This window comes from Bradyrhizobium sp. (assembly GCF_049519115.1).
Taxonomy (GTDB): domain Bacteria; phylum Pseudomonadota; class Alphaproteobacteria; order Rhizobiales; family Xanthobacteraceae; genus Bradyrhizobium.
Window position 1 is genome coordinate 211,276 of record NZ_JBEKRB010000001.1, and the last position, 13,610, is coordinate 224,885.

Here is a 13,610-nt window from a genome sequence, read left to right on the forward strand (position 1 = left end):
TGCGCCCTTTGCGGGACGATCGGGCGTTTTTGTTTCCATGGTTTTCCCGAATTTTACGGGACAAATAGGAAAATATCGCAAACCCTTCGCATTCCTGTAACAGGCGCTGAGCAGATTGCGCGGCCTTAGCTCATCTTTGTCTTCGCGGCGTTTCGTATCGCGAGGCCTCGCATTCTGGGAATATAAAATGACACTTAAGGAAACGCGTTCGCTTCGCGGACGCTCGCTCTCGAACACGCGCTTTGCCCTCGCGCTGCTTGCCAGCACCGCACTCGGCGGCACGCTCGCTTTTGCCGACGAAATCACGTTTTTCGCGCCTGGCCATCTGCTGTTGAGCCGCAGCGTCTACGACGCCCCCGCCAGCATCATCACCCCGGGTGTGACCCAGCTCCCGCCGGGCTGCACGCCCGGCAATTGCGTCACCGCAACCGCCGACGGCACCTATCCGACCGTGTTCAACAATGTGATGGTCGATGCGTCGTTCGGCGTCACCGCGCCGATCCTGCTCGACGAGATGCTCATCGTCCCCTCCGGCGATGTCGTGCAGACAATCCAGGTGCCGAACAGTTCCGAGAAGGGCGTGAAGACCACCGCCGACCAGATGGTGACGAGCTTCTCGTCCAAATCCGAAATCGGCCTCAACCTCTCGCTCGACCGCAACAGCGTGTCGTTCATGGGCTATCTGGCGCCTAACAGCACGATCGACGTCTCCAACTCCAACACGCCCGATGTGGTCGATCCGACCAATCCGGTCCCCGGCACCGACTTCCGCGTGGTCGCGAGCGTCGACCATCTCGGCCAGTTCCACTTCACCAAGACCAACGCCTATAGCGGCAATAACGGCCGCGCCGCGATCCTCAACAACGCGGGCGGCGCCAATGTCTATTACACCACGGGCAATGCCGGTAACGGCTCCAACCCGCAGCCGAACGGCGTCATCGTCGGCGCCGGTGCCCAGATCATCACGCCCTCGAAGCTCGCGCTCGCCCAGCAGCCGGATCCCGGCCAGCCGACGCCGGTCGGCTCGTTCAGCGTCACCGAACTCGGCGACAAGGCCGACAAGGTCGGCAAGGACACCAACTTCCGCGGCCTGACCGTGTTCAACAACGTGATCTACACGACCAAGGGCAGCGGCTCGAACGGCGTCAACACGGTGTATTTCATCGACACCTCCGGCTCCGCCAACGGCAAGCCCGCCGCTTGCCCGACCGGTTCCGGCGTGCCGAGCCCGTCGGCGACGCTGCCGACCACGCCGATCGCGTTCAACGCGGCTAACCTGCAGACGCAAGGCGTGACGCCCCTCAACATGTGCGTGCTGAGCGGCTTCCCGACCGGCCTAGCGAAAGCAACCTCGCCCGTGCCGCTGTTCCCGTTCGGCGTGTTCTTCGCCAACGCCACGACGCTCTACGTCGCGGATGAAGGCAACGGCGACACCACGTTCAACGGCAGCACGTTCACCGGAGCCGCCGCCCAGACCACGGCGGGATTGCAGAAGTGGGTATTGAACACGACGACCCACACCTGGTCGCTCGCCTACACGCTCCAGGCAGGTCTCAATCTCGGTGTGCCCTACACCGTGAAGAACTATCCGACCGGCATCAATGCCGCGACCGGCCTGCCGTGGGCGCCCGCGACCGACGGCCTGCGTAACCTGACGGGCCAGGTCAACGCGAACGGCACGGTGAGCATCTGGGCGATCACCTCCACCGTCAGCGGCGGCGGCGACCAGGGCGCCGATCCGAACCGGCTGGTGACGATCACCGACAAGATCGCCGCGACCACGCTGCCGGCAAACGAAAGCTTCTCCACGGTGCGCACGGCAAAATCGGGCGAGGTGCTTCGCGGCATTTCGTTCACGCCGGGCACGGGCCTCTCGCCCGGTCAGGAAATCTCTTCGTTGCTTTGCGACTTCGGCATCTGCCTGCCGTAAGACCGATCGCACGAGCGTTTGGTATCTCTCTCTCCCCGCGTGTCTCACGCGGGGAGATTTTTTATGGGATTAAGCTGCCGGTCGCATCGCGGGCTTGGCTGGTGTTGCGGCCAGCTGCGAGGCCGCGCCCAAACCCAGCAGTCCCAGACAAACCGCCGGCACCAGCATCGCGGCGGTAGCACTTCCGCCCATCCCGGCCACCATCGGCATCAGGTTTTGGGCTGCAAAGCCGCCAAAGCTGCCGAGCATCGAGATCGCGCCGATCCCGGCCGCCGCGCGCTGTCCGGTCAGGAAGCGCGACGGCAGCGACCAGAAGCACGGCAACAGCAACGAGATGCAGGGCGTGCCGACGATCATCGCCGAAAGGCGCATCCAGTTTTCCGGCACGACGGTCGAGAGCCAAAACGCCACCACGCCGATGCCCGAGAGTACGACCATCGCCATGATGACGGAACGATGCTCGCGCAACCGCTTCGGCAAAATGAGCAGCATCGGCACCGTCACCAGCCACGGCAGCGCGGTCAGAACGCCATTCTCGGTGCCGCTGGCGCCGAACGCCTTGATCACGGTCGGCGTCCAGTAGATGACGCCGTAGAGCGAGGTCAGGATCAGCGCATAGACCGCCGACAGGAACCACACCCTGCCGTCCCACAGCACCTGTAGAAGCGAATGGCTCTCGCGCTTGGCTTCGTTTTCCTCGTCGAGCCGTCGGGTCAGCCAGCGCTTTTCGGAGTCGTCGAGAAACGCCGCCTCATCGAGCCGGTTCGGCAACCGCGTGAAGACCAGAAGCCCGAGCAGCACCGCCGGCGCGCCGGTGACGATGAAAACCCATTGCCAACCGGACAGGCCGAGAAAGCCATGCAGGTCGAGCAGGGGACCCGAGGCAAGCGCGCCGAACATGTTGCCGAAGGCGCTGCCGAGCGTGATGATGCCCATCACGCGCACGCGATAGGCCTGCGGAAACCAGATCGAGGTGACGTAGATGATGCCGGGATAGGCGCCGGCTTCGGCAATGCCGAGCAAAAAGCGCATCACGGTAAACGTCCAGTCCGACGACACGAACGCCATCGCGACCGTGACCGCGCCCCAGCTCACCAGAATGCGCGTCAGCCAGGCTCGCGCGCCGAAACGGTGGATCGCAAGCGTGCTCGGAATTTCGCAAATGAGATAGCCGATGAAGAACAGCGAGGATGCTAGCCCGAACGCCTGCTCGGACATCTTCAGTTCGCGCGCCATTTGCAGCTTGGCAAAGCCGATATTGCTGCGATCGATCACCGCGACCAGATAGACGAGCATCAGGATCGGCATGATCCGCCAGATGATGCGCGACATCAGTTTTGGTTCGTCGACGACGCGATCCATTTTGGTTTCCCCGCCGTGTTCGGCTTGTTCAGTCTTTTGAATTCTGCGAATCTGGCGGCACATAGTTGCGCCAGTTGCCGTCAAGGCGCGGCATATCCGCAAAATTCTTGCGCGCGTCCGCGGCGCGGCCGATCAAATCCTGCGCCACGATTTCCTTAGCGTTGAGATAGTCTTTCAGCTCTGCGAGCGAGCGTTCGATTAGCTCAAAACCACGCAGCATCACCGGCGAGGAGATCTCGGCCGCGCTGGCGCCGGCCAGCATCGCGCGCGCGATGTCGAGACCGTTCTGGATGCCGTTGGTGGCGATCAGCGGCCTGTCGCGTCCGACGGCGGCGCGCGACAGCGCGAGCCAATGACAGGTGAGCGGCAGGTTCCAGTAACCGCCGACGCCCAATGTCGTCCCGAGAACGGGCTGCATGGTTTCAAGATCCGGGATCAGCCCGAGCAGGCGGCCCGCCATCACGACGCTGTCGGCGCCGGCTTCGAACGCGGCGCGCGCGAGTTCCGGCACCCGCTCGCTCTGGCCGGTGATCTTGACCCATAGCGGCATCGACACGGTGGCGCGGATGGCGCCGACGATCGCGGCGACCCGTTCCGGTAACAGCTCGGTGGCGACCGCGCCCTTGGCCGCCTGCGACGCATAGGGCGTGCCGATATTGAGTTCGAGCAGGCGAAGTCCGGCCTCCTGCACTTGAAGTGCCATGCGCTTGGCGTGATCGAGGTCGCCGAGGATGAGGCTGGCGGCGACATAGGCGTCGCTTTTGGCGGCTTCGCGATCGAGCCGGGACACACTTTCGAGCCAACTTTCGAAAGTGCCCGGATAAAGCCCGGAGCGGCAGGCGATGAAGGCCGACGCCGGTGCCGAGGCGTTCCATTGCCGCCTGTGCCAGAGTTCGTCGAACACCGCGTATTCGGCAGCATCGAGCTGAATTTTCGCGGCCTCGACTTCATTGGTCGATTTCATCACGACCACGGCCGCACCGGCGCGCAGCGCCGCGCGCACGCCCGATTCCTCGATCAGATGTTCGGCCGCGCCCGCGATCAGCGGGTTTTTTAAACGAAGTGAACCTATCGTGACACCGGTTATGCCAGACATATTTTTCAGGCCGCCTGCTGGTCGAGGCCGAGCATTCGGGAGGCGTTGGTTGCCACCATCTTGTGGATGTCGTCATCGCTGTAGCCGAGGTCCATGCACAGCGCGACGCCACGACGAAAACCTTCGAGCGGTGAGAACACGCCGACCTGGCCCAGATCCGAGCAGATCACGGTCTGGTCGATGCCGGCGGCCTCGATATGGTGACGCAGGTCTTCAGCCGTGGCGACCTTGAACTTCGAACCTTCGAGGAACATGCAGATCGAATGTTCGACAAAGGCGCCCATCGCGGCGATGCCCTTGACGTCGTTGAGGCTGGCGCCGACGATTTCTTCGGGATGCGTAAAGGCGAGGCGCTTGACGCCGCGGCGCTTGGCTTCCTCGAAGATGATCCAGGTCTCGCTGACATGCAGATGGCCGCTCGCCAGCAGCAGGTCGTTTTTGGCGATCACATCCAGCACTTCCTTGACCGAGTCCAGCACCTTCTTGTTGGCATCGAGTACTGGCACGGCGGTGGCATGACGCATCTTCGAGGTCGAGGCCGGATGGGCGAAGCTGGCGTTCTTTTCCCAGCGCAGATGGTTTTCGGCCGCCAAGGTTGGCATCCAGACCGTCTTGCCGCCCATCGCGGCGGTGTGTTCGACCGCATAGGGATTGATGCCGCCGACCACGTTATTCAGCACGATGCCGGAAAAGATCTTGGTGCGCAGCTCCGGATGATGCTTGGTGATCAGTTGCGCGGTCGCCACGCCCGCATAATCGTGATCCTTGGTCAGGACGGCGGCGAAGCCCGCCTCCGACAACTCGCGGACCAGATCGAGATGATCGATGGCGCGGGGCGCGATCGACGGCCCGCTGTGGACATGCGGATCGACCGCGCCTTGCAGGATCTTGTCGATGCGCGCTTCCCGTGCGGCTGCGCCGGCCTTGTCGGCACTTTTCGTTTCACACATGATCGTTCTCCCTTTTCTTTTTAGTTAAGTGTTATTTTAAGTAAGTGCTTGCCGCGCCGCTGTTGTCAGGCCGTTCTTTGCTTGGCGGCGCGCATTTCGGAATTGCTGACCCGGCCCTGACCGAGCGTTCGCGAGATCTGTGCCGTCGCCGCCTTCAAGGCGTTGATGCTTTTGGCATCGAGCTCGGCGGGGAGGAACTGGATCGAGCCGACCAGCGCCAGCGCACCGGCGCAGGAATCCCTGGCGTCGAAGATCGGCGCAGCAAAGGCATTGATGCCGAGCATCGCCTGCTCCGGCGCAGTGGCAAAGCCTTGTTGCGCCACGCGGGTCAATTCCTGTTCGAGCGGCTTTACATCCGTCACCGTATGCGCGGTGAAAGCGGGCAGGGGCTTTGACAGTATGCGCTCGCGTTGCGGGCGCGGCGCGAACGCCAAAAACACCTTGCCTTGCGCGGAAGAATGAAACGGCAGTTCGCTGCCTGGACGCACGCCGATCTCGATCGCGGCGGTGCCGACCACCATGCTCAAGACCAGCGCGCCGCGCGGCGAGGATTCCGACAGCACGACGGAATGACCAAGAAGGTCGCGCAGCTCGCGCATCGGCCCCGCGGCGAGTTGAATGAGATCGGTCCCGGGCGCGTAATGTGCGAGCAAGCGGCTGCGCGGCCCGCGCGAATAACGCGTCGTCGCCGGATTCTGCACGAGATAGCCGCGCTCGACCAGCGTCAGCAGATGACGGTGCACCGAGCCCTTGGTCAGCCCAAGCCGTTCGGCGATCTGGGTGACGCCGAGCTCTTCGTCGGAGAAGGCGACGGCCTCCAGCACATCGAGTGCAACCTGCACCGAGCGCACCCCGCCGTCCCCGCGTTCTTCCGGCAGTGAAGGCAATTCCGCTTTGGTTTTCAAAGGCAAATCCCTGTTGCTTCGCGCTGGTGAAAATTCATGTTGACGTTCTCGGGCGTATCGATATACAGAACGCTGTATCACGGTCGCGAACAACAAACAATCGGTCATTTCCGAAAAAATCGCGGCCCTCGCTGGAGGATCTCTGAGATGAGCGAAGCGATGCGCGCCGCGACCCATGCCCGGCATTATGCCGAACCGCCGCAGGCCACCGATGCCGACGGCACGCGCCACTGGATCACGCGCGCCGCCAATTTCGTCACCGTAGTGAGCCGCGCCGAGGAAGGCGCAGTCCTCGAGCGCAATAATCCGGACGAATACATGCTGCTGCTGGCGCCGGGCACCAAAGTGACGGTCGAGGTGGGCAGTGAGCGCATCGAAAGCCAAGGCAACAGCCTGATCATCGTGCCGCCGGGCCAAAGCCGCGTCGTCGTTCGAAGAGCGGGCATGGTCGCGCGAATATTTTCCAAGCGCGCCGAAGACCTCGCGGCAAAGGCCGTGAATGCGGCGACCTACGCCGATGGCGCGCCTGAAGTAGCTGACCTCAAGCCGTGGCCCGATCCGGCCGGCGGTTTTCGTCTGCGCCATTACGATCTGGACAAGGCCGAAAGTCCCGATCCGAGTCCCCTGAAGATGCGCGTATTTCGTTCGACCAACCTCATGGTCAATATCTTCATGCCGTGGCAGAAGCGCCGCGACGAAACCAAACTCTCACCCCACAGCCACGATGATTTCGAGCAGATCTCGCTCAGCATGGAAGGCGCCTTCGTTCATCACCTGCGTTATCCGTGGTCGCCCGACAAGACACGCTGGCGCGAAGACGAACACGCCCGCTACGAGGCGAGCCCGTCGGTGCTGGTGATCCCCGCGCGCGTGTTGCACACCACGCAGGACATCGGGGACGGCACGACCTGGCTGGTCGATGTGTTCGGCCCGCCGCGGATGGATTTCTCGTCGCGGGAAGGCTTTGTGCTCAACGCGTCAGACTATCCGATGCCCGCCGCGCATTAACACATTCCAAACATCGCGAGGCCAAAACGGCCCGCTTCCGTGCAACGCCGCGGTTCAATCAGGGAAGCCCAAGGAGGGCCCGACAGGATGGCTCAGTTCTTCACGCGCGTGTCGTTCGGCTCGGACGAAGAAGCCGCGGCTTACAATCGCGCCGCCTGGAAGCTCATTCCGTTTCTGCTCATTCTCTACATCATCTCGTTTCTGGATCGGGTGAACGTCGGCTTTGCCAAGCTGCAGATGAGCGCGGATATAGGCCTGTCCGATGCCGTGTTCGGGCTCGGCGCCGGCATTTTCTTTATCGGCTACGCGGCCTGCGAGATTCCGAGCAACCTGCTGCTGCAGCGTTTCGGCGCGCGGTTCTGGATTTCGCGCATTCTCGTCGTGTGGGGCATCATTTCGGTTTGCTTCATGTTCGTCACCACGCCGGCGCAGTTTCTGACGCTGCGCTTTCTGCTCGGCATTGCCGAAGCCGGCTTTTATCCGGGCATCGTGCTCTATCTGACCTACTGGTTTCCCGGCAAACTCCGCTCGCAGGTCTGCGCGCTGTTCTTCGTCGGCATTCCGATTGCCGGCTTCGTCGGCGGTCCCCTGAGCGGCTTCATCATGAAGACGATGGCCGGCGTGTCCGGCTTCTCGGGGTGGCAATGGCTGTTCCTGCTCGAAGGCGCGCCCGCGATCATCGGCGGCATCGTCACCTTCTTCTATCTCTCGAACGGACCGAAGGATGCGAAGTGGCTTGGCCAGCGTGATCGCGACATCATCGTGCCGGCGCTTGCGGCCGAGGAGGCCACCCATCGCGCGATGGGTCACGGCCACCGGCTGATCGATGCGCTGTTGAGCGGCAAGGTCTGGCTGCTGGCGGTCACTAACTTCACGCTGCTCGGCGGCATCTACGGCATTTCGTTCTGGATGCCGCAGATCGTCAAGGATCTCGGCGTGCAGGATGTGTTCCTCAATGGTCTCGTCACCAGCATTCCTTTTGCGGTCGCCTGTGTCGCGATGATCGTGGTCGGCCGCTCGTCCGATCGCGCGCGCGAACGCAAGTGGCACATCATGCTGTCGGCGTTCGTCGGCGCGCTCGGCCTCGTTGGCGGCGCGACGCTGACGGCGACGCCGGTCCTGGCGCTGGCGAGTCTCTCGCTGGCGCTCGGCGGCGCCTTGGCCTCGATCGCCGTGCTCTGGGTGTTGCCGAGCGCGCTGCTCACGGGCGCGGCCAATGCCGGCGGGCTGGCGTTGATGGCGACCATCGGCAATCTCGGCGGCTACGTCGCGCCCTATGTCGTCGGTCTTGCCAAGGAAGCCACGGGACGCACCGATTTCGGCCTCTATCTGATGGCGGCGGTGATGATGCTGGGCGCGCTGCTGGTGCAACTGCTGCCCCGCAACGCCTCGATCGATGAGGCCGGCCATGGCGTGGCGCTAAAAGAGGGCGCTGCGGTTGGAGTGACGTAACGTTGGTCACACCACCTCGTGCTTGCGCAAATCCCTGACATGATCGAAGCACGCCACCTGCAGATCGGCCGCTGACGTCGCGATCTCATGGACGGCGGCCTCGCTGAGGATTTCCTCTGTGACATCCTCGACGATTGAATCCGCGATCTCGTTGATGAAGCTGATATTGGCGTATTCGCCGGAGGAAATGCGCGAGATGACCTCGCGGCGGGTGATTTCGGGATCGAGGATGGCCTCGCCGCGCCTTCCGTAATCGATCATGACGACGAAATACTGCATGCGGGATGGAATGACGCGAGGTTCCATTGTTTCTGAAATTCAGTAATTTTACAACCTAAAATTCGGATAATCAGGAATGGCGTCATTCCGGGATAACCCGTAGGGTCAGGCCCGGAATCCATTCATCCCAGTGTTCAGGCGGCATGATGGATTCTCCGATGTGCAATTGCACATCGCAGCTCGCGCCAAGGCGCGCCCCGGAATGACGGCGGCACTATTCACGTCGAAGATTACTTACCGTCCTTATGCGTGGTCTTCCGCCGCGAGCGCCCGCGGCGCGCGCCCGCAGGCGCTCGATCTGGCCCCTGGGCAGGGTCACGCAGATTTCCCCGATCCATTCCAGCTTGACGCCTGATATCGGCTTGGCGTTGAAGCTCGTGAGGTTGACGACCTGGCCGGTCTTGCCGCGCTCGATCGTCTTCAGATGGCGCTCGCCACTCTTCAGGCGCACCGCGGCTTCCTCGCCATAAAAGCTCGTCAATGGATGCCGCTGGTCGCGATAAACCACGATTATATCGCCATTTTCGTATTTCGGCAGCATGGAGTCGCCGACCACCTCAAACGCGATGGTTTCCTCCGCGATCGGGAACGGCAGTTCGACTTCGCCCAAGCCCTCGGGCGGCATCTGCTCCAGCTCCGGGCCGATCGAAGCGCCGGCGCCGACCCGTCCCATGATCGGCACCGCGTTGAGTTCGAGGTAATCGATGATGGGCGCCAGCTCGGACGCCTTGATCAGCCGCGTCTCGGACAGGATCTCGGACACCGCGCCCGGCCGCACGCCCATCGCGGCCGCAAGGCCGCCCTTGGTCTTGCCTGGCTTCGCCAGACCCCGCTCGATCATCTTGACATCCAGCATGGTCGGCTCCCGTCGACACCGAATCTGGCTGCACCCTACCAATTCCGATTATCCGAAATCAAGCTTGACATAATTCGGAATATCCGAAATAAAGAAACACAACTGCAAACTTTAAGAAATAAACAATGCAATCAAAATGGGAGGAAGCGCACTCCGTGGCGCTGCGCGACTGCCTGGAAAAGGGAATGTCGTTTGCGGAAATCGCCCGCGCGTTCAATGAACGGTTCGGCACGGCCTATACCCGCAATGCCGCGATCGGCCGCGCCCGCCGCCTGGAGCTCTCGGTTCCGATGCGCGAGCGCGCGGCGCGCGCCCTGAAAGAAGCGCCCGCCCGCCAAGACAGCGTTACGGCGCGTGGAGGCGGCATGAACGGTACGGCTGATCTTATGCTCGCAAGGTTGAAGGTTCTCCCGCGGCGGCTTCGCCTCGCGCATTTGGCCGCGCTGATACGTTGTGAGTCGCATGGTTCGCCGCGCTCAAGCATTTGCTGGCTTCCATGAATGGCGGCCGCGCCGGATGAAGCGACCGTGGATGCCGCTTTATGTCGGCGACTATCTCGGCGATACCGGTTCTGACCACGGCGCAGCATGGCGCCTATCTGCTTCTCATGATGCATTACTGGCGCAAGGGCGAATTGCCCGACGACGACCGCCAACTGTCGAAGATGACCAAACTGTCGTTCAAGACCTGGTGCGACTACCGGCCGATCCCGCAGGATTTCTTCCACGATGGCTGGCGACACAAGCGGATCGATGCCGAACTGGAACGCATGGTGCGGCTGTCGGAGAAGCGCGCCATCGCCGGCCAAAAAGGCGGGCTCGGTTCGGCGCTGGCCCGCATGAAACTCGAAAATGCCTCGCGTGCCGTTCATTGCCGCCAGCAATTGCTGTCAGCTTGTCGAGTGAGGCATTAGCGGGCGCCAACCACTCATACCAACACTCACATCAGAATCTTTCTTCGAAGTCAGCCGGCGACAAGGAGGGTGTGAAGTCCGACGCAGCGTCTCCCGCGACGAAAGCAAGCAAAGCCATACTTGTCAGCGCGGAGCTTGCCGCATCTGTCGCGCGCAAAACGTCCTGAGCCAAAAAATATCACGAAAGGAGTTCTCGGCCATGTCCCGCGCCAAACGCACCCGAATTCGAAAGAGCACCAAGGTTCACGACCGCCGGGCGCGGGATCTTCCCTTGAATGCGCAAGTGGCGGCGGTCGAGATCGACGATCCGCTCGCGCTCGAACCCGGCGAAAAGATCGTCGCTTTGCGCTCGATCCGCAACGATCCGTTGTGGCGGTTGCACAGCCATCATCAGATCGACGAGGCGCGTTATCGCGGCGGGCGCGCCTTTCAGGACGATTGGGAGAAGGCCGAGCGCGGCCCTCGCGCGGTCGATCCGACCCGCGAATATGTCGACGGCGGGCAATCGCGCGAGCCGATCACCGAGCGGCAGCGACGCGCGGTGCTGCGGCTCAACCGCATCGAGCGCGAACTCGGCGCCGACGGCATCATGCTGGTGCATGAGGTACTGGTGCAGGGGCTGACCATGGAACAGATCGGCCAACGCGGCCAGCGCTGGATGGATTATTTCGCCAAGCGCTTTCGCGAGTGCCTCGATCGCCTGGCGCTGATTTACGGTTTTGCGACCTCAAACGAAAAGGCCGCTGGCAAAAACCAGCGGCCTTCCGGGTAGAATAAGGGATAAGGATCAAATGCGCTCAGCCCCGGATGTTGGTCATCATATATAGGATGGATGAAGGAATGGAGTCGGAAATCGCGAAGTTTGCGTGACAGAGCGTCGCTGTTGCGACTGCGGCACAGTTTCGTGTGAGGAATATCGGAATCCATCAGGCTACCGGGTTCCTAAGTTACAAAGCATACGTTGCGCGCGGGAACTTCCGCGCTCGCGCGCGATTGATTGGCTATTGATTGGATCAACGGTTCAAGGCGCGCCGCCGGAACAGGCGCTGGAGTAACTGGCGCGTGACGGCGACTATGCAGAACTTTTCGGGTGGTGACGTGGTGTACTCCCCTGAAGTGATCGAGATCATGTCGCTCGCACTGGAGGCTTCCATCGCGAGCCTGCCGGAACCGGTATCCGCGACCCAGGTCCATCATCTCGCTGAATCGATCCTGCACACCGCCGGCCGTGGCGAGTGCGACATCGGCGTGCTCGAACGCATCGCGCTGGTCGAATTGCGGATCACCCCGCGGGCGTAACGGTGAATTGCAGATCATAAGAGTGCTGAACGTCAGTTTTGCGTCATTCCGGGATGGTCCCAACGGGTCGCGCGACTGCGCGCCCGATGACAGGCTCCGGACCAGACCCGGAATCTCGAGATTCTACGATGTGCAACTGCACATCGTAGTTCGCGCTGGCGCGGCTCGGAATGACAACTGAGGCCTGAATTGACGAGCGCGTACTTGCGCTGATGCTGCTAGGCTTGGCCTGTTCATTCAGGCCGCCCCCGACATGACGAATTCCACCTTTCGCAACCAGCCGCAACTCACTCGCGTCACCGCGCATGCGCTCAATGTCGGCGAGCGGATCAACACTGCTGGCTTCGAAAAGGAAGCCCTGTCGGCGGTGCCGCTGGCGCTGCGGGCCGGCCACGACGGCGTCGCGGTGCTGTTTCGCTACGGCGCGGTGGTGTTCCTCAATATGACGATGGAGGAGGAGGCTGCCTTTCTCGATCGTTTGCTGCCGCGCATCGGCGGGCGCTTGACCCCACCGGAAGAGGAAGCCGCCACCGTCGAAATCCTGGGCGAGACCGAAGATCAGGTGGGCTCGGGCGGCCCGATCCACGTGCGCGACATGTCGATCGCGCGGCTCTTGGTGGTGTCGGACGTGCTCGCCAAAAGCGTTGCGCTCGCCCATGACGAACGCGATGTGGCGAAAGTGTTCGAAACCATCGAGCCCTTTGTGCGGGAGCTGGCGTCTTCCGGAAAAGTATCCCGCGATCGTCGCGGCATCCTGCGGCTGATCGGCGAGGCGCTCCTGGTGCAGCACAACGTCTCCGGCCGGGTCGCGATCACCGACAAGCCCGATGCGCTATGGGACCGGCCGGACCTGGAGCGGCTCTATGCGCGGCTGGAAGACGAATATGAGCTGATCGGGCGGGTCGAGACGCTCAACCGTAAGCTGGAGGTGGTGTCGGACACCGCCGATACGCTCGCCGACATCATCGACACCCGCCGCTCGCTGCGGCTCGAGATCATCGTCGTGCTTCTGATCGGCTTCGAGATCGTGATCGGTTTTTGGCAGATCTTCATCGCCCGCGGCGGGCATTAGAGGCCGTTCAGCATCCGCTCCAACTGCGCCCTCCCCCTGAAAGGAGGAGGGATGAGGACGGGGTCGATTTTACAAGTCGACAGGGCAAGTGACCCCCTCCCGGCTCGCCTCCGAAGCGCAAGCGCGCTTCGAGCGCGCCGACCTCCCCCCATTCTGGGGGAGGTAATGGCAGTGGCTCAGCTTATTCTGGCTCCCGCGCCTCCTCACCACGAGGGGTTTGGCCGTGCAGGCAACCAGACACCGCAGGCTCCGGAAAGCCACACTCATATCCCGGCATTGTCCCGAAAAGGGACAGAACTCTGACATTTCCGGCCACAATCCGGCGCGACGTTAACCAAATGCAAACCATTACGGTCATAACCATCTTGGCGCTGCTGGCGATCTCCGGAGCGGTGGTCTCCGATCAGGTCCTGACAAGCCAAGATCTTGCAAGCCAGCAGACTGTAGCGGCGCGTTTCTGACCTTTTGCCAATTTGGTGGGCGCGTTT

General features: G+C 62.3%; 14 protein-coding genes. 8 read left to right on the forward strand and 6 right to left on the reverse strand.

What is annotated here, in order from left to right:
- Positions 1 to 187 precede the first annotated feature (187 nt).
- Positions 188 to 1,930: a hypothetical protein gene (locus tag ABSE61_RS01060; RefSeq protein WP_423869199.1), complete on the forward strand. Its 1,743-nt coding sequence runs from the start codon at positions 188 to 190 to the stop codon at positions 1,928 to 1,930.
- Between the two features lie 69 nt (positions 1,931 to 1,999).
- On the opposite strand, the gene ABSE61_RS01065 is transcribed toward ABSE61_RS01060, so the two are convergent.
- From ABSE61_RS01065 to ABSE61_RS01080, 4 genes are all read right to left on the reverse strand, one after another.
- Entirely contained in the window at positions 2,000 to 3,292 is a 1,293-nt protein-coding gene (locus ABSE61_RS01065) for an MFS transporter (RefSeq protein ID WP_423869200.1), read from the reverse strand.
- A 28-nt stretch (positions 3,293 to 3,320) separates the two neighbouring features.
- A complete protein-coding gene (locus tag ABSE61_RS01070; protein ID WP_423869201.1) occupies positions 3,321 to 4,388 on the reverse strand; it encodes a beta/alpha barrel domain-containing protein in 1,068 nt (355 codons plus the stop codon).
- 5 nt (positions 4,389 to 4,393) lie between these two features.
- Entirely contained in the window at positions 4,394 to 5,338 is a 945-nt protein-coding gene (locus tag ABSE61_RS01075) for a DUF6282 family protein (protein ID WP_423869202.1), read from the reverse strand.
- Positions 5,339 to 5,403: 65 nt separating this feature from the next.
- Positions 5,404 to 6,243: an IclR family transcriptional regulator gene (locus ABSE61_RS01080; RefSeq protein WP_423869203.1), complete on the reverse strand. Its 840-nt coding sequence runs from the start codon at positions 6,241 to 6,243 to the stop codon at positions 5,404 to 5,406.
- Between the two features lie 147 nt (positions 6,244 to 6,390).
- Between ABSE61_RS01080 and ABSE61_RS01085 the strand changes: the two genes are divergently transcribed.
- Both ABSE61_RS01085 and ABSE61_RS01090 read left to right on the forward strand, forming a co-directional pair.
- Positions 6,391 to 7,251: a cupin domain-containing protein gene (locus tag ABSE61_RS01085; RefSeq protein WP_423869204.1), complete on the forward strand. Its 861-nt coding sequence runs from the start codon at positions 6,391 to 6,393 to the stop codon at positions 7,249 to 7,251.
- A gap of 87 nt (positions 7,252 to 7,338) precedes the next feature.
- Complete coding sequence (locus ABSE61_RS01090; protein WP_423869205.1) at positions 7,339 to 8,703, forward strand: MFS transporter; 1,365 nt, start codon at positions 7,339 to 7,341, stop codon at positions 8,701 to 8,703.
- A gap of 6 nt (positions 8,704 to 8,709) precedes the next feature.
- Here the strand turns inward: ABSE61_RS01090 and ABSE61_RS01095 are convergent, their stop codons facing one another.
- Positions 8,710 to 8,982 (reverse strand): hypothetical protein, encoded by a 273-nt coding sequence (locus tag ABSE61_RS01095; protein ID WP_423869357.1) that lies wholly within the window; start codon positions 8,980 to 8,982, stop codon positions 8,710 to 8,712.
- 214 nt (positions 8,983 to 9,196) lie between these two features.
- Positions 9,197 to 9,838 carry a S24 family peptidase gene (locus ABSE61_RS01100; RefSeq protein ID WP_423869206.1) on the reverse strand — a complete coding sequence of 214 codons (642 nt, stop codon included), beginning with the start codon at positions 9,836 to 9,838 and terminating at the stop codon, positions 9,197 to 9,199.
- Positions 9,839 to 9,963: 125 nt separating this feature from the next.
- Between ABSE61_RS01100 and ABSE61_RS01105 the strand changes: the two genes are divergently transcribed.
- From ABSE61_RS01105 to ABSE61_RS01125, 5 genes are all read left to right on the forward strand, one after another.
- Positions 9,964 to 10,338, forward strand: coding sequence for a GcrA family cell cycle regulator (locus ABSE61_RS01105; RefSeq protein ID WP_423869207.1), 375 nt, complete (start codon positions 9,964 to 9,966; stop codon positions 10,336 to 10,338).
- Between the two features lie 41 nt (positions 10,339 to 10,379).
- Positions 10,380 to 10,751 carry a DUF1376 domain-containing protein gene (locus ABSE61_RS01110; protein WP_423869208.1) on the forward strand — a complete coding sequence of 124 codons (372 nt, stop codon included), beginning with the start codon at positions 10,380 to 10,382 and terminating at the stop codon, positions 10,749 to 10,751.
- A gap of 199 nt (positions 10,752 to 10,950) precedes the next feature.
- Complete coding sequence (locus ABSE61_RS01115) at positions 10,951 to 11,523, forward strand: hypothetical protein (protein ID WP_423869209.1); 573 nt, start codon at positions 10,951 to 10,953, stop codon at positions 11,521 to 11,523.
- 290 nt (positions 11,524 to 11,813) lie between these two features.
- A complete protein-coding gene (locus ABSE61_RS01120; protein ID WP_423869210.1) occupies positions 11,814 to 12,050 on the forward strand; it encodes a hypothetical protein in 237 nt (78 codons plus the stop codon).
- Positions 12,051 to 12,303: 253 nt separating this feature from the next.
- Positions 12,304 to 13,122 carry an RMD1 family protein gene (locus ABSE61_RS01125; protein WP_423869211.1) on the forward strand — a complete coding sequence of 273 codons (819 nt, stop codon included), beginning with the start codon at positions 12,304 to 12,306 and terminating at the stop codon, positions 13,120 to 13,122.
- Positions 13,123 to 13,610: the final 488 nt, after the last annotated feature.